The organism is Vibrio sp. SCSIO 43009, assembly GCF_023716525.1.
In the GTDB taxonomy this organism is placed as follows: domain Bacteria; phylum Pseudomonadota; class Gammaproteobacteria; order Enterobacterales; family Vibrionaceae; genus Vibrio; species Vibrio alginolyticus.
This window is the reverse complement of record NZ_CP071843.1, coordinates 250282-272920: the sequence shown is the minus strand read 5'-3', so window position 1 is coordinate 272920 and position 22639 is coordinate 250282. Positions and strand designations below refer to the sequence as shown.

Genomic DNA, 22639 nt, shown 5'->3' with positions numbered 1-22639 from the left:
CATTTTCCTTATTTCTGAAAGTTAAATTCCGTGAGAATAAAGCCATACTAATCTCACAAAATTAAGCAGTGACAGAGTGAAAACTATGATTACAAAAGATTTTTGGAATAGAAGCCTCTAATGATGTAATTGACATGATGCTCAAAATTGAACGTCAACGATTATTGAGTCGGTGTAAGTACCTGCAGGAGGGGTCGTTTGGCTGGTTAGTATCTGCGCGCGATAATTATAATTCTGTGGCGTGATACCATCCGGAATGGAGCCGCCAGTATCGACGTCACTGTGTTCACGACGTTCAGAACTGGTGCCTCCCCAGCGCTCCATCGTTGATGACTTATAGATTTCATACTCCAAATAGTGACCACTAGAAATCATTCGCCGCTGACCGCCGGACGCATTTAGGCCGTCATTCAAGCCAATGGAGAAGGAACTATTCTTGGTACAAGTTAACGATATAACCTGACTGACTGGCTCAAAACCGGCCACTAATGGGGACGAACCAAAATCAATATCTGGCGCCGTGATCATACAATCAGGGGTCACTTCCAACTCAACCGTAATCACGCTTTGAGCGCTGCCATTGGCGCGGCCAATGCATACCCCTAGAACCCCGATACCCTTACAGTAATCCCAAATCCAGGATACGGTGATTTGGTCTTTATAAGTCCCAGCGGAAAGATTACTGCCCACTCCCGTCCGAGCATAAAGCGGAAACTCAGCTTGAGTGCCAAACAACCCGAGTAAATCGAGTAACCCAATTTCAAAAAAATTGTAAGTTTGGCCGAATACATACTCTTGTGAAAGACCTGGATCGCCAAAAATCTGATAGCTGAGCTCCGAACTCGGATCATCCTCATTTAATAGCAAACCATTATTTATACTGTTAAACGTTGCTGATACGTAGTCGCCACTTAACAAAGACACAAGTGTAGAAAAGTCACACGTAATCCCCGCATGAGGCTGAGCTGAGCTTTGCTGCTGAGAGCTTGAAACAGTAAACGAAGAAACATTGCCAAACAAGATTAAAGGTGTTGCCGCCGTGAGCTGACAAGCCATTGTCGAGAACGAGAAAAAGAGAAGTAGGCTAGCAAGCCAGCGGCGCAAAATCATAGTGCGGTCTCTTCTTCGGCTTTGATACAAACCTGCTCAGGCAATGTTTGTATTTTTTGACTCTCACGCTGATACAACCCCTCAATAAACACTTTACATGGCGGCTGTCCTTGAGGATAAAACTGAATGTAGCGGCCTGGGTCAACGCCTTCAAAGTAGGTAAAACCATCCCAACCAATTTGGCTTGTTAAGCCCGTTTCTGAGCGGCCATATGTACCAATCGGAAGGAACAAATGATTTTCGTCTACCACCGTCATGCTCAGTGCAATTTGTAGCTCTATTGGGAACTCTAACAGGTAGCCGTAGCCCGAATGTATCGAAGCAAACTGCTCTGTCGCAGAAAACGCAGCATTGGCAGGTAAATTAAGTGGATCGATTTCATATTTGGCGGTGTAATACGCCGTAGCCCAAGGAACAAGTAAGTAACCTTCATCGTCTGTCACTCCGACAATTTGATTTTCATATTTAACCGGAATACCTTCAAAACCACTGGTGCTCACCACAGCGAAGCTGTCATACACTTCATTCGCCGGGAATATTTCTCCATCCAATGTAGAGACCGAACCTGCCATTTCCGCAAAATAATCATAGTCGCCACTGGTGCCATTTAACCCCGCTCTGAACTGCGCCCATGACGCACGGTAGGTCAAATCAGCCTGTTTACGGTTTTCTGGGTGTTCGTTAATATCATGCGCTAAATTGACGCCCCATCCACCTCGTATTGGCGCAAGGCGGCTGTAACCCACTCGCCCTCGCACATCGCCATCGTCCTCTCTTTTCAGCGTTAGCCCCGAACTTCCCCCCAAAGAACTGAAAGGTAGAGAGAATTGAGCCAACGTAACACTCTGACCACCAATACTATGGTTGTAAGAAAGGGACATATTGATATTAAAAGGCAGAGCGTAGCTATAAGTAAGATTTAGGGTACGTGAATCTGAGTCGGATTGTTGAATATCAAAGTACCCACCAGAAAGTGAGCCCCAATCTCCCAAACGGACTCCCATATTGATTTGTGATAGATGGCGCGACGCGAGTAAAGCGTCCTTGCCTTCATCGAGCATTTCGTAATTTGGTAAATGAGATAAGGTATAAAAGTCGGCTTGTTCTACTTGAGTTCGAGCAGCGAAGCTAAACAGCCGAGACTGATAACTATAACCTAGCGCATATGAGGTAGATTGATCCTGAAAATTACTCACACGAAACGAGGCATCCACCGTACCCAAGTTGAAAGCATTGGTGACAAAGCCCAGCCCCGCAACGATCAGGTCATCTTTTGCTTCGGCTTGAGCTTCTAATGTTAACCAATCAGTCATGCCATGACGCAGAGCGGTAACCACGCCACCGTCTCCATAGTCGTTAGATGCATTACCGAAATTTTCTCTGATCGCACCAATACTCGCACTGTAAGATGTAAATCCGGTCTTGAGTAGATCGGAAGAGAGAAAAAATGGGCTGGTCATGACCGTTTGCTTACCTTGAGCATCCGTTGCAATTACCGTTGCTTCCCCAGCACCAGAGAGCATTGGAATATCGTTAATAATGAAAGGACCGGGCCCAACATTCATTGAGTCAGTTTTAAAGCCATTGATAAACAAATCTAACGTAGTGGGCGCTGTGACCTCACCGTAAAATGCAGGTAACGGCGTCGTCACGACATCCGGACGCATAGAGAAATCATGCGACAACTGAATACCCGCCAGTCTTACTGGTTGGCTCCAAGATAAAGGGCGAACAATATAATCCCCTACCTCCATACGAATTCGCTTCTCTTGATTGACGTACTCGTAACTCGTATCAAAACGAGTGTACTGGCTGCTTTGCTGGGACTGAACATCGCGATGAAAGTTAGATTTAAATATCCCGGTAGTAGAAAAAACGCCAAACTCAGAAAAGGCTCTGACTTCATGATTTATAGAAACCTCCTTTTGTCGGCTTTCGTTCTCGTACACACCAAATACGTTGTAGTTAAGCAGGCCACCACGCCCAAACTGAGCCGGGGAAAATCGCCCCATATCCTGCGCTGATAAGCTCTGCATCGGTAACCAATTAGGCGGTACGTCAATTGCGAGTTGCAATGACGATTGCAAGTAACGCACGTTAACACCTGGGATAGACGTAATCTCAAGTCTCTCTTCGGTTCCAGGCAACGACGTGGCGGTAACCCCAACTGAAATGAGGTCCTCCCGGAGCAAAAAGAACTGATCGCCAACTCGCTCAACTTTCGCAACAAGCCCTGTTGCTCTTTGATTGATCACCAACTCCAGATTGAGGCTAATATTCTCAAACTTTTCTAATGAGAAATTTTCAGGACTCGGTAGCTCAGAGAAGTGGTTTGCTGAATTTGCACAAAGACCAATACTGCTCCACGTTACGCTAAGTAATACCAACCACAAGAAAGCATTCATTGTATTAAATCTATTCATTATTGCTTCAATGGTATTTGGTAACGTTTACCTCCAATATTCGCGCTCAAACTCAAGGGCCTGACATTACTATGGGGAATAGACCAAACCTTATACTGTTCAGGAAGAATATAGCCAGCTAGTCCATCGGAAATAACGACAGGATCTTTATTTGGTAGATTCAACTGTAAATTCACTAAGCGAACATGGTGTTTTCCTGAATTTTTAATGTGAACAAAACGCTGATTATTTTTCTTAATAAACTGTGCCTGTAAATCACCCCATAATTCACTGTCGCGGTTTGGTTTTTGAGTATCAGTCAGCCCTTTCCCGTAAATAAACAAAGGTATCGAGTAACGCATTCGGACTTTGACAGCGAGTTCATTTTCCGTCAATTCTGTTTGAGGGTTTTGAGTTGGCGGTAATTCATCTATGATCACTCGGTATGCATACTCCTTACCCGCAGAGGCCTCATCTTGGTTGATGATGCGGATTAACTGCTTTTCACCTGGTTCAATTTTGACAAACGGAGGGGTTGCAATTAACTGGCTTTGACTTGAATAGCTATCTTCTCCTTCGTTTTGTTCCCACTTAAAAATTCTCACCTGTAAATAAGAATCAACACTGCCTTTATTTACCATCCAAAGTGATGTTGCATTACTCTCCTCTGATATTTTGGGGTAAATCGGCCAAATTAATAATGAGTTAGCGTTGGCATTTGAGAAAAAAACAAAAAGGAAGGTTATTAATAATAGTTTTTTGAGTATGAATTCCATTTCACCCCTCCAAAGTTCACTTACCACTCTAATGTCAGCGTAAGCGTATCCATATAAATTCCAGCCATTTCATTCCCATTTATTGTCGCCTTTGCCCAGATAGGAAACTGAATATTATCTGGGTCTTGGTCAGTATCGACGGAATATTGCGTGTCAATATCAAGCACCTGCGTATAATTTAGATCCTGAAACAAAAAGTAATCTACCGTTGTCGCTTCTTCACTGTGCTTTAGCTTACGTACACCATCCGATGCATTCATCCCGCCATTTACGGAAACATTCATCGTAATACCCGGAGTACAACTTAATGTGAGTGATGAACTGTAAGTGATGCTGCCTTGTACTTCCGTCACGTAAACTGAAGAATGCTCACCAAAATCTAACGTGCCTATTTGCCCGGCTTGGGTTGCGCTTTCTTCTTGTACTGCGCCGTTAATCAAACAACCTGTATCTACGGTGGCAGACACCTGAAAAGTTTGTGTCGCATCAGCCAGCACAGTTAAAGAGCACAAACTCATCGCGACAAGTGAAAAGCCCCTAACAACCAGCGTCACGTTTTACCAGCTTAGCGTCACACTGATGGTATCGGAGTATGTGCCGGCAATGCTGCTCGTACCGTAAGCTTTCGCAAAAAGCTCAATAGTTTGCGATGTTGCACTAGTAAATTCAGACAGAGCTACCGTCCCGCCTTGTATAATTTGTGTGCTTCGGTCTGAGTCGGTAAACAACGTATAATCAATAAATTGCGCGCCATTTGACATCGCGTAGGTACCAACGGTCGCACTTGCATCATACAATCCGGTGCCCAATGTAAACGTCGGTGTCACACCGTTACTACAAAGCACTTCAATACCCGTCGCACTACCACCATTTACCACACCATCTTGTTCACTGAAGATTGCAGGCACGTCTCCAAAGGCAAGTGAGCCAAAGCCAACGCCAGAAGCTGCATCTACCGCATTATTTCCATTAATCACACAACCTTGTACAAGGTTAATTGAAACATCAATCGTACCGCTCACTGACGCTCCATTCGCTTGCCAACTAAATGAGGTTAAGAGCAGAGGCATCATCAGATAAAATCTTTTCATATAAAGCTCCATTTTTACATTCCACTGTATATCGGTAACCTTTTTATTAGTTATAGCTCAATTATGACAAACCAAATGCATATAAAATGTAAAACAATAAAAAGAAGCAGGATAAGGATAAAGACGAACAGAAAATAAAAACATTAAACTTAAAAATAACGATTTTTAAGCATGTAATGCTAAAAAATAACCACTAAAAACAAATGGTTATTATCTTATTCCAAATACAGAATTGACAATTAGTTAGAAGGTAGGGTGAAGTTGAGTGGAAAAAATCTAAAAAAAGTAGCAGAACGATACGAGAAGTTTAGAAAAGATTGGCGACCATTTCTTCCCGAAACAAAAATCTTCATGAAACAAAAATGCGCCCCAAAAAGGAGCGCATTTCTTACTTGAATAAGTTATTCCCAATCAAGAATAACTTTGCCTGACATACCGCTGCGCATTACATCGAAGCCTTCTTGGAAGTCATCAATCTTGTAGTGGTGCGTGATGATTGGCGATAGATCCAGACCAGATTGGATCAGTGAAGCCATCTTGTACCACGTTTCGAACATTTCGCGACCGTAGATACCTTTGATCACCAAGCCTTTGAAGATAACTTGGTTCCAGTCGATACCCATGTCTGACGGTGGAATACCTAGTAGTGCAATGCGACCACCGTGGTTCATTGTGGTTAGCATTGAGTTGAATGCTGCTGGGTTACCAGACATTTCTAGACCAACGTCGAAGCCTTCTGTCATGCCTAGCTCAGCCATTACGTCTTCTAGCTTCTCTTCAGCCACGTTTACTGCGCGTGTTACACCCATCTTACGAGCAAGTTCTAGACGGTATTCGTTCACGTCTGTGATCACTACGTGGCGAGCACCAACGTGCTTTGCTACTGCCGCTGCCATGATACCGATTGGGCCAGCACCTGTGATAAGCACGTCTTCGCCTACTAGGTCGAAAGAAAGTGCTGTGTGTACTGCGTTACCAAACGGGTCAAAGATAGACGCTAGATCGTCAGAGATGCCTTCAGGGATCTTGAACGCATTGAACGCTGGGATAACTAGGTATTCTGCGAATGCACCTTCGCGGTTAACGCCCACACCAATCGTGTTACGGCATAGGTGAGTACGGCCGCCACGACAGTTACGACAATGACCACACGTGATGTGACCTTCGCCAGATACGCGGTCACCGATTTCAAAGCCACGAACTTCCTGACCAATCGCAACCACTTCACCCACGTATTCGTGACCGACAACCATAGGCACTGGAATTGTCTTTTGTGACCATTCGTCCCAGTTGTAGATGTGTACGTCTGTACCACAGATAGCGGTTTTCTTAATTTTGATCAGAATGTCGTTATGGCCAACTTCAGGTTTATCAACCTCAGTCATCCAGATGCCTTCTTCAGGCTTTAGCTTTGATAATGCTTTAATTTTCATAATGTAACCTTAATTAAAGGCCCTATTGTCTAAGGCCTAGAATCTTAAATAAGACCCATGTCCTTACCAACTTGGATGAACGCGTCGATTGCACGGTCTAGTTGCTCGCGAGAGTGCGCCGCAGACATTTGAGTACGGATACGTGCTTGACCTTTTGGTACTACAGGGAATGAGAAGCCGATTACGTAGATGCCTTTCTCCAGCGCACGCTCTGCAAATTCTGCTGCTACTTTTGCGTCGCCAAGCATGATTGGGATGATTGCGTGGTCAGCACCACCCATTGTGAAACCAGCGTCTTCCATACGAGTACGGAAGTGTGCTGCGTTTTCCCATAGACGATCACGTAGGTCACCGCTCTCTTCTAGTAGATCTAGAACGCGGATAGAAGCGCTTACGATTGCTGGTGCAACAGAGTTAGAGAATAGGTATGGACGAGAACGCTGACGTAGCCAGTCAATCACTTCCGCTTTACCAGATGTGTAACCGCCTGAAGCGCCGCCCATTGCTTTGCCTAGCGTACCAGTGATGATGTCGATACGGTCAACCACGTTGTGGTGCTCGTGCGTACCTGCACCAGTTTTACCCATGAAGCCAACAGCGTGCGAGTCATCAACCATCGTCAATGCGCCGTACTTCTCTGCAAGGTCACAGATAGCAGGAAGGTTTGCTACTACGCCGTCCATTGAGAACACGCCGTCCGTTACGATAAGAATGTGGCGAGCGCCCGCTTCTTTTGCAGCAATCAGTTGTTGCTCTAGCTCTTCCATGTTGTTGTTTGAGTAGCGGAAACGCATCGCTTTACATAGACGAACACCGTCGATGATTGACGCGTGGTTTAAAGCGTCAGAGATGATTGCGTCTTCTTTGCCTAGAATAGTTTCAAATAGGCCCGCGTTTGCGTCGAAACATGATGTGTAAAGAATCGTATCTTCTTTACCTAGGAACTTAGAAAGCTTCTGCTCAAGCTCTTTGTGGATGTCTTGCGTACCACAGATAAAACGTACTGAAGCCATACCAAAGCCGTGCTCGTCCATGCCTGCTTTACCCGCTTCGATAAGTGCCGGGTGGTTAGCAAGACCAAGGTAGTTGTTCGCACAGAAGTTTAGTACTTCTTCACCAGTAGAGATTTTAACAGCCGCTTGCTGTTGAGACGTAATGACACGCTCTGATTTGTAAAGGCCTTCCGCCTTTACTTCTTCGATTTGCTGCTGAATCTGTTGGTAGAATGCAGAAGACATTTGAAATTCCTTCCTAGTTATTTTGGCGAGTATTTACTCGTTTAGAATTAGGTTGAGCCTTTATGTGACGGGCGTCACGGGCTATCTCTCATCAATTAATTGTAGTGTAATTCAAGGAAGGAGGAAGGATTATACCTTAAGGTGGAAAAGCATTAATGAATCCTAGGCACAAATTCGATTAATGCTTTTCTATGAGGTTGTTATAAAAGGAATTATAGCCAGGTAGGCTTAGCCAAAAGTGCTTCAAAGTCCTTAGCAGGTAATGGTCGGCTATAGTGGAAACCTTGTCCGAACTCACAGTTTAGGTTTTTCAGGTAATCCACATGACGCTGTTCTTCGATGCCTTCTGCGACGATCTTAAGATCCAGCGCTTTCGCCATTGCTATGATTACGTTCACAAGCTCGCGATCGGAGTCGTTCTCGAACATATTTTGCATAAAGCTACGATCAATCTTTAAGCGGTCGAACGGAAACTTCTGCAAGTAACTCAGCGCAGAATAACCAGTACCAAAATCATCAATAGTAAGTTTGGTGCCTAACGCTCGTAAGTTATTAAGCATGTCTAATAGCTCAGAATCGTGATTGAAGAGGAGACTTTCTGTCACTTCAATATCGAACTTATCTGACGGAAGACCAGACTCCTCAAGGCTGTGTTTAATAAACGTAAGTAAGCGCTCGCAGTACCTAAATTGAACACTAGAAAAGTTTACAGAAACAAACAACGGAGTCAGACTTTGCCATTGTGCCGCTTGTCGACACGCTTGTTGAATAGCAAACTCACCAATTTGATGAATTAAACCATTTTTCTCTGCAATAGAGATAAACTCTTCAGGGTTTACAAATCCGTACTTGTCATCATTCCAACGCATTAGCGCTTCTGCACCTACGATTTTACCACTACTCAGCTCAATAATTGGCTGATAATACAGCTCTAACAACTGATTGGAGATCGCACTTCTCAGACGATTTTCCAGATCCAAATAGCGTTGCAAATCTTGGTTCATATTATGGTTATAAAAACAAAAGCCATCACGCCCATCTTGTTTCGCCCGATACATTGCCATATCAGCACATGCAAGGAGCTGCTCAGCGTTGTCTCCGTCATCCGGGAACACAGACATTCCAACGCTGCTACTCAAGAAGAATTCATGGTTGTTCCAAACAAACGGATCGTTAAACGCCGAAAGCACACTTGAAGCAACTCGCTTTGCAGTATCATTATCAGGCAAGTCTGGGATGACGAGTAAAAACTCATCCCCACCAATTCTCGCCAATAAGTCTGTTTTTCTTGCGACTTGATACAGTCGCTGAGCACTGAGTTTAAGGATTTCATCCCCAACAAAGTGTCCCATTGAATCGTTAATCTGCTTAAAGTGGTCTAAGTCGATGAACATCACCAACACTTTAGACCCACTACGCGATGCCCTAATTAACTCCAAAGCCAATCGCTCGGAACCATAACTACGATTAGGTAAATTGGTTAATGTGTCATATTTAGCTTGGAAGGCGAGTTCTTTTTCAGACGCTTTTCGACGTTCAATTTCGTTCGTTAATTTTTTATTCTGTTGAGAAAGAATATCTTTACGCTTTTTTTCTTCCTCAAGCTTAATTTTCAATTCAATCCTATTATTGTTCGTGATGAATGCATAACATAAAGCAATGACGATCATAACGGCGAGAATACTCAAACCAATAATAAAGAGCCGTGATGTAAATATATCTCGTTCACTCAAAGGCTCGAACCACGCCATCAATTTGAAGTGATGTTTATCCACAGGCACTTCAAAGTAAATTTTTCCGCCTATAGCCTCAGAAACGAAATAGTTCTCATCCTTATTGTGAGAAGGTGTTTTATTTATGGTATCCCATACAACCATTTCCACGTCTTTTATTTTTAGCACCATTCGGCTATAACTATCTTCGTGTTCTTGGTTAGTAAGTTGGTCAATAACAATATTCTTATTAAGATCGGCAATTAAAAAGGCAACAGGCTTTCCGGAGAACTTAACTTGCTTAATGACTTGAATGCGAACGTCATCATTGTATCGCGTCGCACAAACCTCTTCGGGATGCCCGTGTTGAGTCATTAAGGTTTGTATGTCCATCTTATGCTCGGCAAGGTTTTCGGAGCCTGTGGTGACAATGGTGACTCCATCACTGCCGACCAGCGTGAGCTTTTTATAGATTTGGCTGCTATTAATTAGCTTACTGTCTATCTTCTCATCGAAGCGACGCTTTAAATTAATTAAACTGGCACCTAACCCATACTCCATTGACATTCCAGAAGCTAAATTACCAAAGAATGTTTGTATTGTTTTATCTGTAGCTAGATTATCAACATCTTCACTCGCTATGGTAAATAAATTATCGAGTGTGCTTGCATAACTTTTAACTTTTAAATCTAGTTCTCTGTATTGAGATTCTTTTAATTTATTTTGACCTACGCTAGTCACAGTAATAAGCATAGCTAGGTAAATTGAAACTAATATTGCGCTTATTGTAATAAATCTTTTACTAGAAAATTTTTTAACGGCCTTATTCATCGGACTTTCTTTTTATCTTCTATAAAGTAATCGTTATAAAAGTAGTAAATAGATGGATAGTATTTTTTTACTAATTTTTCGTATGAACCGTCTTTTTTTATCGAGTCTAAATAACGATCAAATGCTTTGCGTAATTCAGGGGAATTTTTACGGAATGCAACAGCCATTTTTTGATTTTCAGATATAGGGCCAATGACTTTTATTTCGCCCGGCCATTTTTCGAGGGCAATTAGCGTATCCGCAACATCTAACAATGTGCTTTCCGCATCATTTTTCATTATCGCTGGAACCATCTCATTAAGGAGACGCGCCCCATCAGGTAATATAACTTTTGCACCTGTGTCATATAAGTCATAAAGGTTAGGATCCAAGCAAGAATGTTCTAAAGCTAACACTTCGCGACCATCGATCAGCTGCTTGACGTTTTTAACATCTTCATCGACCGACCCACTAGGTTTAATCGGGCTCAGACTAGAGTCGGATCTGGAAACCAACCATACACCTGAAGGAAAATAATCTTGTGAAAAATCGACAACCTCAGAGCGCCAATCAAGAATAGTAACGCCATTTGCGATCAAATCGCCTTCAATTGGAACACTTTCTCCGACAACAGCCTGCTTGTTGTGATATTGCACATTTTGCCCTGTCAACTTACCAACCACGTCGCTCCACTGTGCTGGAACATACTGGTACTGAACACCTAACGACTTGGCAAAACCTTTTATTATCTCTACATCCAAGCCAGTCAAAGTTTCCACTTCACCTTGTTCAATATAGGAGACAAAGTTAGCGTACGGGACACCAATGTGACGCAGTACACCGCGTTCACGGATTTGTTGTAAATCGTCTGACCAAGCGGCAGACGACGCAACAGAGGTAACCATGAGCGCCACCGTCGCTAAAGTTCTTTTGAATGTTATGACTGACATAATAATATCCTTACCTTTCACAAAGCGCCCAATAATGGGCGCTTGAGTGATAAACAACGATGTTAGAACGACGAGTAATACAAATTCGTCATCGCCACTACGAGCCCTTCCACATCTTGTTCGTCATGGAACAAATGCGTAGAGATACGCAGCGCGTAAGTATCAAAGTCATCATCCTTATGCAGCTTAAAGCTAGTCGTACGGATGATGTAACCATACTCTTCACGTAAACGATCTCGGAATTCCGTCAGTATCTCTTCATTAGTTACATCGGAGAACGGGTTAACCGTCGTTAAGCCACTGGTTAAGCCTTCCACGTTTGGTGAATACATTTTGGCTTGTGGTAAGTACTCTTGAAGCAAGGTTTTACATAAACTACCAAGGCTTACAACTCGCTCTTCGATACGGTCTCGACCAATCTCATCCCACATTTTGCAACTATCAACTAGTGCTTGTTTCGCAGGATAGTTATCGTTACCAATGTATTGCATTTGCAGCTGTTTACCTAGGTAATCAGCATGAGAAAGTGAGGAGTTGATCAACCATAACGGGTTCTCTCGGTCACTCCAATACTCATTCAAACGGTTACCGTTATCACGAACATACAGAATACCTGTCGCGCCCGGACCACACTGCCACTTATGACCAGATCCTGCATAGAAATCACAATCCATATCGTGGAAATCAAGGTCAAACATACCGACCGTATGCGCGCCATCAACAAGAGTAGGTACACCATACTCTTTTGCTAAAGCACAAATGGCTTTTGCTGGTAGCGCGGTTCCTGTTTTGTATGTGATATGAGAGAAAACAATTAGGCGAACGTTTTGATTCGCATCAAGCGCGTCTCGGAACGCTTGAATGTAATCTTGCTCAGAAACGTTTTCGGTACCAGTAAATACTGGTAGTTGAATTTCTACCACATCCACACCAAAACGATGTTTCGCTACGTTCATAGGTGATGTTGCAGCAATATGTTCATGGTGTGTCGTTAGAATCACATCACCTGGTTCAAAGTGTAAGCCATTAATGATCGAGCATAAGCCATCAGTAGTGTTGCGGCTGAGAATGATCTCTTCTGGGTTAGCACCAAAACCTGGTGCGACGTCTTTAACCATCTCAGAAACATACGGCCAAGAGCCAAATTTGCCTTTCATATCCCAAGGATATTTAGCCACTAGCTTGTTGTTATGCTCGTAATCTTCAAGAACATGTTTTGGCATTGAACCTGTTGTACCAATGTTCATGTAAGTGGTTCGTTTATCCAAAACGAACTGTCTTCGCACTTTACGCCAGAAGCGCTTATCATGTTTTCTACCTAGCCCGCGGCTGCTCCAATCAATTTTCTGTTCTCGTGCTTGAGCTACGCCTGAGAAAGCGGAAGCACTCACACCAGCAACAACAGCTCCTGTTGCGCCTTTCAGAAAATTACGGCGGCTGCTATTAGTCTGAATAGATTCCTTGTCTTTCATCTTTTTCAATCCTTGTCGGAAATTAGCCATATTATTAATTTTAAGTGCGTAACTATCTGTTACTAAAACATTATTACCCATTACAATCAGAGTTTAATTTTTTCCTCTGCCATTAAGTGACTTTAGTTCCAATTTTTTATCTTATTTGATGATATAAGCAACAGTTTGACCACAAATCTATAAACAACAATGTTCACATTAATATATTCGTTAATTTGATTATTCTTTATTGCGGACAATTCCACCAAATTCTTTATAAAACAATTATGAGCTTTGTTATAAAGTCATTAAAAATTTAACTTTGCGTTAATTTAAAAATATTCAGGCTATTTTAAGATTGGCGTCTATTCTTTTTATATCTTAACGATCTCAACATGTTAAGACTAAATAAAAGAAAGCTGATTTCGGATCGAGATATCAGTTTAAGACCATAAAGTGATACACATCACTCTATGACATAAACTCACCGCTCAACAGACATAAGTACAACAGGTTTTCACTAATATGTGCTTGAGCGTACACCCTAAAAGAAGGAGGTCCCATGTTAAAAGGATTGCTATGCATTTCAGTTGCATCCGCTCTTGTCGCCGCCCCTAACGTGCTAGCGAAAACGGTAGAAATGACTGCTCTCAACACCAATGAGAGTGCGGGTACCATTGAGATTTCACAAAGTGATTATGGCGTTGTTTTTACGCCTCAATTATCAGGTTTGTCAGCAGGTGTGCACGGTTTCCATGTTCACACTAATCCATCTTGCGATAGCATAGAAAAGGATGACAAAACCGTATTAGGCGGCGCAGCAGGTGGCCATTATGATCCTAACAACACAGGGAAGCATGGCTATCCTTGGACCGATGACAATCATTTAGGCGACTTGCCTCCACTCTATGTGGACATGGACGGCAATGCCAATCAGCCCGTTGTCGCGCCTCGCCTAAAATTATCGGATTTAAAAGGTCGAGCGTTAATGATCCATGCTGGTGGTGACAATCACTCCGATCACCCAAGTAAGCTAGGTGGTGGTGGCGCTCGCGTCATATGTGGTGTTATTGAATAAACATTAACTTATGTGTCACACTTCTCTTAGATTGCGAGAAGTGTGAACTTCTGTTGATACTGAGAGGATGTTGCATTGGTCTCAAGGTAGCTGTGGTGAAGCATTAAGATCGATTGGACAATCTTCGTCCCGATCCCCAAAGAACCGCCCTCCGCTTCTTTCTCGATGTGATTGACGAAGGTAAAGTGGATACGCGACTTATCCTCACTCAAATGCGCTTGGCAATGCACTTCCGAACCAATTGGGCTGTGGCGTAAAGCATTTTCAAGTAAGTTAAGCACCAACCGCTCCAATAGCCCCTTATCACCCACGGTTTGGATTTCGCTATCGATATCCACTTTCAACACCACTTCTTTACGAGAAAACTGGCTCTGCATCGTTTCGGCACATTCTGCCATCAACGTGCCAAGATCCACAGGGCGGTACTCGTAGTTTGGCATTGGAGCTTCTTTACGCGCAGCGTCTAATAGAGAATGCAATTGAGTTGAAAGCTTCTCACAATTTCGGAAAGCGACGTCAATCAAAGGATCAGATTCCGGATGTTGCAAACGCCACGTTTCCAAATAGCCCAGCACGCTCGATAATGGCGTTTTTAAATCATGACTAAGCTGCAACAAGCTTTGACGACGATGAGACGATTGATACTCCAACTGTAAAAACTGCTGCTGAATATGCTTCGCCATCATCTGATAAGAGTTCGCAATCGGCACGAGCTCCGGCACTTGGTGAGTGAAATCAGGTTGCAGGCGGAAATCATGTTCAGCTTGCTGTTGAAGTTGTTTGGTCACACGCTCAATCGGGTTCAACAGACTACGTTTGACCAGCACATAAGCTCCAAGAGCAAAGCCTAAAATGGACACTAAGACCAATCCTGCCAGCGCGATGTAAGGGGTGTCGACTTGAGCATTGGCAATGGCGTCATGTCGGGTACTGCCAATCACCACGTAGAGATAACCGACCGTTGAGCCTAATTCCTCTATCGCCGCGACAGAAAAGACTTTGTGCTCACCACGATTACGTGGGTCTTCACCCAAAATAGGAAAAGGCTGGTCATTTAAGAATTGCTTAATGGGATTGAGATCCACCGCTCCCATGATCTCAGCTCCTTCTGGCGCTGCATGGGTGGTGATATTGCCTTGGCTATCGAGGAAGTAGATTTCAAAATCAGGGCCAATCAGCATAAGCGTGTGAAAGATCGACTTAAGTGCTTTAGGGTTGTAATCCGTCCCGATCATCAGCGGATTATCGTCACGCATATGGCTTGCTAGCTCTTTATGTAGGCTTTGCTTAGTGCGTAGCTCAATGGTTTCTTTTTGCCAATTGTAAGTTAGTGCAATCACCACCGCCGCGAGGCAGAACCACAAGCTAGTAAATACTACCAAGCGAGATTTGAAGCTCATCCTATCGCCTCCTTAAACAGCGGTGTTTTTGAAACACCCGTGATGATTGAAAAATGACGGTGAAAACAACTGCCGACTTACTGTCTTGACTTGATGTTTTGACTTACTTTCTTGCATTAGTGTCTTGGTTGAAACTTATACCCAACACCCCACACGGTTTGAATGAAGTGATGATCAGAATCAGACAAAGACAACTTGCTGCGTAAACGGTTTATGGTGCTACACACCGTATGGTGATAACCAGAATGACTGGTGTTCCAAACGTGATCGAGCAATTCATCTTTACTGTAGACTCTGCCCGGACGAGTCGCGAGAAACTGCAGCAAAGTAAACTCTGTCGCGGTAAGAGTGACGTCTTTGTCGTTTAGGGATACTTGGTGCAACTCCGGAATGATTCTCAGCGGACCAAAATCCATCGCATCGTCTAGGACTTCATCTGCTACTTTGACTTCTGCGGTTTGGCTGACTCTACGGAGCACGTTTCGCACTCGTGCTTGGAATTCTAATACGCTAAATGGCTTAGTGATGTAGTCATCAACGCCCGCTTCTAAACCGTCAACCTTGTCCATTTCACCGTCTCTGGCTGTCAGCATGAGCACCGGGCTCCAATCTTGTTGTTGACGCAAATAATGGCAGATGTCTAGGCCATCACCATCTGGTAAACCTCGGTCAAGGATCAATAAATCAAAGGGTTGTTGCTGGTATTGCGCTTTAGCATCGGCGACATTTGTGGCTCGCGACACTTGGTGTCCTTGAAACTTGAGATGCATCTGAACCAGTTCTGCCAAATCATCGTCATCTTCCACCAACAAGATGTTCGCGACTAAATTGATTGCCTGTTGTTCCATGGTCCTTTCCTTGCCTTCGAGTATCCTCACTTTGCACATGACCGGAACCAATTAGAAATTCTTTCAAAAAAGGTTCCGATGACGCCATGAGGGATAAAGCGCTCGGTTACAAGCGCTTTGGAAAGGAGACGTCATCGGAGCCTGTGTTACTCGACTCGAGTGATGGTGACTTTCGCACCTGGGTTCAAGAAACGATGGTTCGCAGAAAGTGCTGAGTTTGCTAATCCGTCATCTTGGCTAACAACACCTGCATGGAAAGCAACAACGTCATTGCTATCATTACGGGCGGCATTGAAGCCCTCACCGCCGCCTGCTGGGCCCGGAATGGTTGCGGCAAGCTCATCGTTTAGCTCTGTACCGGAATCCCAAACGTTCATGCTCATTTCATAGCTTTCACCCACTGCGAGCGATTTGAGCGATAGCCCCGTTTCGCCAACAAAGGCATCGTTGGTATTCACGAACATAGACGCCACTGACAAGTAACCGTAACGATTAGGGTCAACCGTGATGGTGACTTCGTCCGATGCCCCCGGCAACACCAATCCATTACCCGAAATACCTTGGTAAACACTGTCATTGCTGTTCATCAACTCAATCAGCTCAGCGTTACTACCGCCTTCGGCAAGATGCTCAAGTTCAACAGATGCCGCTTGTCCAATTTCAAACAGTTGGTAGTCACCATTGTGAGTGAGTACCGCGAGCGGAGACATAGGTTGATTCGCAGTCAAGTTCGCCACGTTGACGGTGTAGCGGTACGATTTCACTACGTCATTATCATCATCGCTTGGACAACCGGCGAGCAAGCCGATTGAAGCTGCTACTAGTAAGATTCTGTATTTCATACATCCCCCTTACTTCACAACGATTGTGATGGTTGCAACTGGGTTTAACCAACGAAGGCTGCTGCTGTCTAGGTCACTGATGCCGCCGGTTGGGTCGCTATCACCAAGGTTACCCGGATGCACGTGAACCTTGTCGTTAGTTACCGTTGCTTCAACGCCTGTGCCGCCAGTACCAAAGGTAATGAAAGGTGGGTTTGGCATGCTAGACGCAAGTTCATCGTTCGCTTCTGTACCGGCATCGTAACTTCTTAGCGTTGCTCGGTATGTACCCGCTTCCGTTGGAATCTTCCAACTATCTAGACCGACGAAACCATCATTGGTTGGCAGCAACATCGCGCTCAGAGAAAGATAACCGTGGTCGCCACTGTCCAAGGTGAAGGTGGTTGCAACACCCGGATTCAAAATGCCACCAGCAGGATTCTCAACCACCGCACCACCAGCGTTACCAATCACACTAGCAAGACCAGAGATATCACCGCCTTCTGCCATTGCTTCTAGTTCTGGCGTTGCTGCTTGACCCGTTCTGAACATTTGAAGGTCAGAACCATGTGCGGCAACAATAAGAGGCGTAAAGTAGATGCCTTTGGTTGCGTTTGTCACGGTGATTTCCAATTCCGCTGCATTCACTGGTGCAGAGCCTAGTGCCATAGCGACTGAAGTCATGACGAGTCCGAGTTGGGTACGTTTTTTCATTGTGATTCCATCCTTTAATGAGGGTTGAACTACCCAAGCCCATGTGTACGGCTTTACTTCTTTGTTCGTGACTTGAGTAGGTTAAGCATTACGTTTCGAACGTTTTGCGTTCTTGCCTCTAAGGATGACGAGCAAATCTATCAGCAACTTCATCGAATTCTCATAAAATTCTCACAAGTTCTGTTCGAATTCTGTCAGCAGCACTTTTTTACTCTTAATCAGGTATTTACACTTCGCGCTTTCCCCTCCTACAATGCGGTATTCTCTGTTTAAATCACGATTCTCACCATGATTCATAACGCTCTGTCTGCCTACTATGGCGAAATCTACGGCATCGCTTTTTTCAACCACTACTTGAGCCATTACGCCCAAAGTGAACAACAAACGCTGTGGCAAGCCTTGATTGAAGTGGAAGAACTCACCGCAGAAAAGCTCAAACCTGTACTGCTGACAAATGGCATGGATATCGAAAGTCGACACCAAGAAATGCTAGATAAAGGCTTGGCAGATGCAACCAAGTGGATTGGTTTACCATGGCAAGAGTTGGTAGCGACTCTTCTGAAGTGGGTAGAACCTTATGAGGTCAAGTATCGAGAGTGGCATGAAGAAGTGAAAGCTTCACAGCAGTATTCAATCGCTGAGCGAGAAGCTATCGAGTTGATTGCAGACCACGAAACGGCCATTTATCACTGTTGGCAGCAATACCATACTGGTGAATCTGGCTTGCCTGCACTCAATGCATTTTTGGCAAAATATCGTTAAAGCGAGACGGTGACACTTGAACCTCGTGAAACCGTACCAGACAATATCGTTATTCCGCTGCGCAGAACTGAACAATTATGGTTAATCCAAAACTCATTGCCCTACTTCCTGATCTTGCTTCGTTTATCTTGGTGGTAAACGAAGGCAGTTTTACCGCTGCTGCTAAACAACTCGGCGTAACGCCATCGGCTTTAAGTAAGTTGATCACGCGATTAGAGCAAGCCCTCTCGGTGAAACTGTTTGAGCGCACGACTCGTAAGTTGATCATTACTCAAGCTGGGCAAAAGGTTTACGACCAAAGCATCGCAATGGTGAATGCCGCGCAGCAAGCCGTTGAGTTATCTGCAGAAGATCATGCTGAGCCAACAGGCGCACTCACAGTGGCAGCCCCAGAAGCATTTCTTAATTCGGTGCTTCAACCGTTTGTGTTGCCATTCCTAGAACGTTATCCAAATATACAGCTTAAGCTGCGTGCAGCAGATGGTGAGATCGATCTGTTCCGCCAAGGAATTGATGTCGCATTCAAGCTCACCGACAAACCCGATGAGAATCTGGTACTCAAAGAGATCAGCAAGACCAATCTCGTTTTATGTGCCTCTCCAGATTACCTCACCAAACACGGTATGCCTGAGCATCCCACTGAACTTGAGCAGCACGACTGCATTTACCTTGCCGAGAACGACAAAGACAACATCTGGTCATTCTTTAAAGAAGAAGCGTTCCACTCCATTGCCGTGAGTGGACGCTACGCCGTCAACCATTCTCAAATGCGCTTGAACGGGGTTAAGTCTGGCTTGGGAATTGGGATCTTCCATGACTTCGTGATCAAAGACGCATTAGAGCAAGGGGAAGTGGTGGAAGTATTGCCGGATTGGATGATCAAGAGTAACTACCATGGCGCTATCGCGATGCAGTATGCACAAACCAAATACATGCCTGCTCGTCTACGCGTGTTTATCGACTTCGTTAAGGAGCATTTAGTCTCCGAGGAAACTTACCATGCTTGAAGAGGCTAACCATGTTTAATGCTATTCATCACGTCGCGATCATTTGCAGCGATTACCCAAAGTCAAAACGCTTTTACACTGAAGTGTTGGGATTAAAAGTCATTGCTGAAAACTATCGTGAAGCCAGAGACTCATACAAGCTTGACCTCGCTTTACCTGACGGCGGCCAAGTGGAACTGTTTAGCTTTCCGGGCGCACCAGAGAGACCGAGCTTTCCTGAAGCACAAGGGTTAAGGCATCTCGCATTTTTGGTTGATGATGTTGAACAAGTGAAAGCCTACCTAGAATCGAATGACGTTGAAGTTGAGCCAATTCGTATTGACGAATTCACAGGTAAAGCCTTTACCTTCTTCCAAGATCCAGATGGCTTACCGCTGGAAATTTATCAGAAATAAAAAGAGCCAGAACTTCGCTGGCTCTTCTACTATTCCACTCTTTGTCTGTTACTAATTCAACGCCGTTTTCAGCTTCTCGACGCGGTTAAACAACAACCAATCCAGAGCTAGAACCGTAACAATTGCCAAACCGCCCATCGGGAACGCCAGACACAATACTACCAACGTTACTAAACCAAGCTTCCAAATACCGCCTTGCTGAAACTTAGGTGGCGCGCCCAATGCAGCACTGCGACTTGGTCTACGAATCCACCACATCACCACACCTGTGATTGAGATTAAGATGAACGCCAAACAGAACACCACGTTGAGCACTTTGTTAAGCACACTGACATCACCTTGATGCAATGACACACCTGCCGCCATTAACTTGGCAAACAAACTGTAATCTTGCCACGTGACGTCCACCAACAAGCGACCGGAATATTGGTCAAAGTGGCTGGTGCGATCTTGTCTTGGGTCGGAAATATCGCCGCCCATAGAGTTAGCTGCAACGGTGTAAACGCCCGTCTCAGAGCGTGGCAAAAACAGCTTATAGCCAGTGAAGCCCATCATTTCAGCCTTGAGGATGATATCATCAATGGAGAGCGCATCATGGTTGCCTGCGTATGCCATCTCTTCCTTCATATTGGCATGATCATGAGCTGGTTTGTCTTTCGACTCTGGCACAGCAGCAAGCTCTAAGTTCCATGGCATCTCTTCTGAAGCACCATGGTTAAGATCTTTGTGTGTCAGTGTAGATTCCGGTTTCTCACCCCATGTGTAATAGGTTGGGAAGGTATTCCAAGCTTGTACCATTTTCGCTCCCCAGATCCCTGCCCACGACAAACCTGAAATCAAAAAGAACAACAGTACAATCGACAGCACGCCACCTAAATTCGCATGCAGGTCACGCATCAAAATTCGAGGGCCATTGTTAAGGCGAATTTTCAAAAAGCCGGCGCGACTTGCGTTGTCTCTAGGTAACCAAAGGTACAAACCAGATACCAACAGCAAAATCCCCAGACTTGCGGCGATTTCAATTAAACGGTCGCCTAGGTCGCCAATGAGCAGCGTACCGTGAATACTATTCATCAGTTCATAGATGCTATCACCACGATTAATGGTGCCTTGTACGTCTCCTGTGTAAGGATTTACTGCAACAATCAGCGAGCTGCCTTCTTGGTTTTGAATCGAGAATCGGTTGGCGATATCGGCCGTTTTAGCAGGTACAAATTGAGTGACATTAAAATCGGGATACGCCTGCTTTACGGTTTCCAATTGTGCAGAGACAGGAATCATGTGCTCTTGTGGTGAAACTTGTAATGTCGCTTCGTATCGAGCCAGTTCGATTTCATCATCAAACAACATCACCAACCCCGTGAGGGAAAGCATGAGCATAAATGGAATGACGAACAAACCTGCGTAAAAGTGCCATCGCCACGTCATAAAGTAGATGGATTTTGCGCGTGAGGCTTCCTTGAGTTGAGGCTTTGCCGAGTTTCTCAACATGTGTATTTTCCTTTTTTCATTGTTGAACACCCAAATTCAGCCAAACGCATCCTGCACATACACATTCGTATGCGGCGTTATTTGACTTAGATTTGGGAGTACCACTGCTCGAAGTGGCAGTGTTATGTGACTTTACTTGTTATTGTTTTCGTTATGAGAAAAGAGAAACTGGCGGCGCTCTAGGAACTGGTGTTTCAAATCGCACACTTAGAGCCAAATAAGCGTAGCTGTCAGAAGTCACCAAGCTCTGTCTTGAAAGTATCGGTGTCGTTGGAAGTGTATCGTGATGAAAAGTCGAGAAGTGGCTAAACGGACAAGGCTTGCCTTTGTGGCTGACCGAATTGTCGCCCTCTTCTATTTGAACCAACTCAAAACCGTTAAGCGTACATAGCGTCGCCCACACGCCCATGCTGTTACCATGAGCATTGATAACAGGCATCAGCGTCACTAGCACCCAACTGAGAGCACTAGCAAATAACATCGAGCGGTAAAAGGGAATTAATCTACGCATAACGGTGACTTAACAAATTTCACACAGCGTAACCAATTTTGAGTGATAGCTCAAAAAACAGTATCAATAAGTGGTTGCTACCTCACAGGTTTTCTTGAATGCATCGATTGACAGGCGCAAAAAAGCCCGCCGAAATGGCAGGCTGATAATGTGTTCATTCATTACTTAGAGATAACGCGTAATCCACTGCCACGAGCAAATGCTCCGCTCAGTAGATAATTAGCCGAACAACTTGCTCCAAATGCTTGGATTGCGCTTGTCGTGGTACTCTTCACGAAGGCTATCGATTTCACGCAGTTGGTCTTTTGCTTCTTGTAGCTTGCCCGCATCAAGATCCGCTTCAATCTTATCTAGCGTTACCGTCAGCTTGTTAAAGCCTTCTAAGTAAGTATCAAACTTCTCTGGTGGGTAATTACCACGCTTAGATTGTTCAACAATCGCTTGCAAGCTATCAATCGCAGATTTCATGGTTTCGACATCAGATGCTTCTGCCGCCTGTTTGAATTCCATCTTCATCTGTTTCATGTTTTGTTTTAAATCAACCGCTTCTGCCATTGCGTATGTTGAGCCAAACGCAATAGCACACCCTAGGACTAAAGGACGTAACATTTTTCACTTCTCCATTTATAGTGCCGAATT

At 44.4% G+C, this 22639-nt stretch carries 21 protein-coding genes; 4 read left to right on the top strand and 17 right to left on the bottom strand.

Annotated features, from left to right (window positions below):
* Positions 1–141: 141 nt before the first annotated feature.
* The 10 genes from J4N43_RS16930 to J4N43_RS16885 all read right to left on the bottom strand — a co-directional run bounded on the left by J4N43_RS16930 (position 142) and on the right by J4N43_RS16885 (position 12994).
* Positions 142–1110, bottom strand: coding sequence for a Csu type fimbrial protein (locus J4N43_RS16930; RefSeq protein WP_053350038.1), 969 nt, complete (start codon positions 1108–1110; stop codon positions 142–144).
* Positions 1107–3515, bottom strand: coding sequence for a fimbria/pilus outer membrane usher protein (locus J4N43_RS16925; RefSeq protein ID WP_062730909.1), 2409 nt, complete (start codon positions 3513–3515; stop codon positions 1107–1109). The genes J4N43_RS16930 and J4N43_RS16925 overlap by 4 nt, the downstream gene beginning before the upstream one ends.
* A gap of 17 nt (positions 3516–3532) precedes the next feature.
* Positions 3533–4288, bottom strand: coding sequence for a fimbrial biogenesis chaperone (locus J4N43_RS16920; RefSeq protein WP_025768578.1), 756 nt, complete (start codon positions 4286–4288; stop codon positions 3533–3535).
* A 20-nt stretch (positions 4289–4308) separates the two neighbouring features.
* Complete coding sequence (locus J4N43_RS16915; protein WP_086012931.1) at positions 4309–4842, bottom strand: Csu type fimbrial protein; 534 nt, start codon at positions 4840–4842, stop codon at positions 4309–4311.
* A gap of 3 nt (positions 4843–4845) precedes the next feature.
* On the bottom strand, positions 4846–5379 hold the full coding sequence (locus J4N43_RS16910) for a Csu type fimbrial protein (RefSeq protein WP_017635494.1): 534 nt from the start codon (positions 5377–5379) through the stop codon (positions 4846–4848).
* Between the two features lie 401 nt (positions 5380–5780).
* Positions 5781–6812 (bottom strand): L-threonine 3-dehydrogenase, encoded by a 1032-nt coding sequence (gene tdh, locus J4N43_RS16905; protein WP_005383983.1) that lies wholly within the window; start codon positions 6810–6812, stop codon positions 5781–5783.
* Between the two features lie 44 nt (positions 6813–6856).
* Positions 6857–8050 (bottom strand): glycine C-acetyltransferase, encoded by a 1194-nt coding sequence (locus J4N43_RS16900; protein WP_005375095.1) that lies wholly within the window; start codon positions 8048–8050, stop codon positions 6857–6859.
* A gap of 212 nt (positions 8051–8262) precedes the next feature.
* Positions 8263–10593 carry a putative bifunctional diguanylate cyclase/phosphodiesterase gene (locus tag J4N43_RS16895; RefSeq protein WP_053350036.1) on the bottom strand — a complete coding sequence of 777 codons (2331 nt, stop codon included), beginning with the start codon at positions 10591–10593 and terminating at the stop codon, positions 8263–8265.
* Entirely contained in the window at positions 10590–11522 is a 933-nt protein-coding gene (locus J4N43_RS16890) for a transporter substrate-binding domain-containing protein (RefSeq protein ID WP_005375093.1), read from the bottom strand. Before J4N43_RS16890 ends, J4N43_RS16895 begins: the two co-directional genes overlap by 4 nt.
* Before the next feature lie 62 nt (positions 11523–11584).
* Positions 11585–12994, bottom strand: a complete 1410-nt coding sequence (locus J4N43_RS16885) for an aminotransferase class V-fold PLP-dependent enzyme (protein ID WP_005375092.1) — start codon at positions 12992–12994, stop codon at positions 11585–11587.
* Positions 12995–13535: 541 nt separating this feature from the next.
* Between J4N43_RS16885 and J4N43_RS16880 the strand changes: the two genes are divergently transcribed.
* Positions 13536–14051, top strand: coding sequence for a superoxide dismutase family protein (locus J4N43_RS16880; protein WP_053350035.1), 516 nt, complete (start codon positions 13536–13538; stop codon positions 14049–14051).
* A 26-nt stretch (positions 14052–14077) separates the two neighbouring features.
* Here J4N43_RS16880 and J4N43_RS16875 read toward each other — a convergent pair whose 3' ends face one another.
* The 4 genes from J4N43_RS16875 to J4N43_RS16860 all read right to left on the bottom strand — a co-directional run bounded on the left by J4N43_RS16875 (position 14078) and on the right by J4N43_RS16860 (position 17834).
* A complete protein-coding gene (locus tag J4N43_RS16875; RefSeq protein WP_053350034.1) occupies positions 14078–15451 on the bottom strand; it encodes a sensor histidine kinase in 1374 nt (457 codons plus the stop codon).
* A 116-nt stretch (positions 15452–15567) separates the two neighbouring features.
* Complete coding sequence (locus tag J4N43_RS16870) at positions 15568–16299, bottom strand: response regulator transcription factor (RefSeq protein WP_181881326.1); 732 nt, start codon at positions 16297–16299, stop codon at positions 15568–15570.
* A gap of 146 nt (positions 16300–16445) precedes the next feature.
* Complete coding sequence (locus J4N43_RS16865; RefSeq protein WP_053350032.1) at positions 16446–17141, bottom strand: spondin domain-containing protein; 696 nt, start codon at positions 17139–17141, stop codon at positions 16446–16448.
* A 9-nt stretch (positions 17142–17150) separates the two neighbouring features.
* Positions 17151–17834 (bottom strand): spondin domain-containing protein, encoded by a 684-nt coding sequence (locus J4N43_RS16860; RefSeq protein WP_252094188.1) that lies wholly within the window; start codon positions 17832–17834, stop codon positions 17151–17153.
* 288 nt (positions 17835–18122) lie between these two features.
* On the opposite strand from J4N43_RS16860, the gene J4N43_RS16855 reads away from it, so the two are divergent.
* From J4N43_RS16855 to gloA2, 3 genes are all read left to right on the top strand, one after another.
* On the top strand, positions 18123–18596 hold the full coding sequence (locus J4N43_RS16855) for a hypothetical protein (protein WP_053350030.1): 474 nt from the start codon (positions 18123–18125) through the stop codon (positions 18594–18596).
* A gap of 77 nt (positions 18597–18673) precedes the next feature.
* On the top strand, positions 18674–19603 hold the full coding sequence (locus tag J4N43_RS16850; protein ID WP_053350029.1) for a LysR family transcriptional regulator: 930 nt from the start codon (positions 18674–18676) through the stop codon (positions 19601–19603).
* Between the two features lie 11 nt (positions 19604–19614).
* On the top strand, positions 19615–19998 hold the full coding sequence (gene gloA2, locus J4N43_RS16845) for an SMU1112c/YaeR family gloxylase I-like metalloprotein (RefSeq protein ID WP_042521673.1): 384 nt from the start codon (positions 19615–19617) through the stop codon (positions 19996–19998).
* Between the two features lie 51 nt (positions 19999–20049).
* Here the strand turns inward: gloA2 and J4N43_RS16840 are convergent, their stop codons facing one another.
* From J4N43_RS16840 to J4N43_RS16830, 3 genes are all read right to left on the bottom strand, one after another.
* Complete coding sequence (locus J4N43_RS16840; RefSeq protein ID WP_053350028.1) at positions 20050–21489, bottom strand: PepSY-associated TM helix domain-containing protein; 1440 nt, start codon at positions 21487–21489, stop codon at positions 20050–20052.
* Between the two features lie 151 nt (positions 21490–21640).
* Positions 21641–22000, bottom strand: a complete 360-nt coding sequence (locus J4N43_RS16835) for a hypothetical protein (RefSeq protein WP_080276971.1) — start codon at positions 21998–22000, stop codon at positions 21641–21643.
* Between the two features lie 219 nt (positions 22001–22219).
* Positions 22220–22609, bottom strand: coding sequence for a cytochrome b562 (locus tag J4N43_RS16830; protein WP_005375067.1), 390 nt, complete (start codon positions 22607–22609; stop codon positions 22220–22222).
* Positions 22610–22639 lie beyond the last annotated feature (30 nt).

Excerpts from the sequence above, each read along its gene's own strand:
- J4N43_RS16930 (WP_053350038.1), bottom strand. The coding sequence starts at position 1,110 with ATGATTTTGCGCCGCTGGCTTGCTAGCCTACTTCTCTTTTTCTCGTTC.
- J4N43_RS16925 (WP_062730909.1), bottom strand. The coding sequence starts at position 3,515 with ATGAATGCTTTCTTGTGGTTGGTATTACTTAGCGTAACGTGGAGCAGT.
- J4N43_RS16920 (WP_025768578.1), bottom strand. The coding sequence starts at position 4,288 with ATGGAATTCATACTCAAAAAACTATTATTAATAACCTTCCTTTTTGTT.
- J4N43_RS16910 (WP_017635494.1), bottom strand. The coding sequence starts at position 5,379 with ATGAAAAGATTTTATCTGATGATGCCTCTGCTCTTAACCTCATTTAGT.
- tdh (WP_005383983.1), bottom strand. The coding sequence starts at position 6,812 with ATGAAAATTAAAGCATTATCAAAGCTAAAGCCTGAAGAAGGCATCTGG.
- J4N43_RS16900 (WP_005375095.1), bottom strand. The coding sequence starts at position 8,050 with ATGTCTTCTGCATTCTACCAACAGATTCAGCAGCAAATCGAAGAAGTA.
- J4N43_RS16895 (WP_053350036.1), bottom strand. The coding sequence starts at position 10,593 with ATGAATAAGGCCGTTAAAAAATTTTCTAGTAAAAGATTTATTACAATA.
- J4N43_RS16890 (WP_005375093.1), bottom strand. The coding sequence starts at position 11,522 with ATGTCAGTCATAACATTCAAAAGAACTTTAGCGACGGTGGCGCTCATG.
- J4N43_RS16885 (WP_005375092.1), bottom strand. The coding sequence starts at position 12,994 with ATGAAAGACAAGGAATCTATTCAGACTAATAGCAGCCGCCGTAATTTT.
- J4N43_RS16880 (WP_053350035.1), top strand. The coding sequence starts at position 13,536 with ATGTTAAAAGGATTGCTATGCATTTCAGTTGCATCCGCTCTTGTCGCC.
- J4N43_RS16875 (WP_053350034.1), bottom strand. The coding sequence starts at position 15,451 with ATGAGCTTCAAATCTCGCTTGGTAGTATTTACTAGCTTGTGGTTCTGC.
- J4N43_RS16870 (WP_181881326.1), bottom strand. The coding sequence starts at position 16,299 with ATGGAACAACAGGCAATCAATTTAGTCGCGAACATCTTGTTGGTGGAA.
- J4N43_RS16865 (WP_053350032.1), bottom strand. The coding sequence starts at position 17,141 with ATGAAATACAGAATCTTACTAGTAGCAGCTTCAATCGGCTTGCTCGCC.
- J4N43_RS16860 (WP_252094188.1), bottom strand. The coding sequence starts at position 17,834 with ATGAAAAAACGTACCCAACTCGGACTCGTCATGACTTCAGTCGCTATG.
- J4N43_RS16855 (WP_053350030.1), top strand. The coding sequence starts at position 18,123 with ATGATTCATAACGCTCTGTCTGCCTACTATGGCGAAATCTACGGCATC.
- J4N43_RS16850 (WP_053350029.1), top strand. The coding sequence starts at position 18,674 with ATGGTTAATCCAAAACTCATTGCCCTACTTCCTGATCTTGCTTCGTTT.
- gloA2 (WP_042521673.1), top strand. The coding sequence starts at position 19,615 with ATGTTTAATGCTATTCATCACGTCGCGATCATTTGCAGCGATTACCCA.
- J4N43_RS16840 (WP_053350028.1), bottom strand. The coding sequence starts at position 21,489 with ATGTTGAGAAACTCGGCAAAGCCTCAACTCAAGGAAGCCTCACGCGCA.
- J4N43_RS16835 (WP_080276971.1), bottom strand. The coding sequence starts at position 22,000 with ATGCGTAGATTAATTCCCTTTTACCGCTCGATGTTATTTGCTAGTGCT.
- J4N43_RS16830 (WP_005375067.1), bottom strand. The coding sequence starts at position 22,609 with ATGTTACGTCCTTTAGTCCTAGGGTGTGCTATTGCGTTTGGCTCAACA.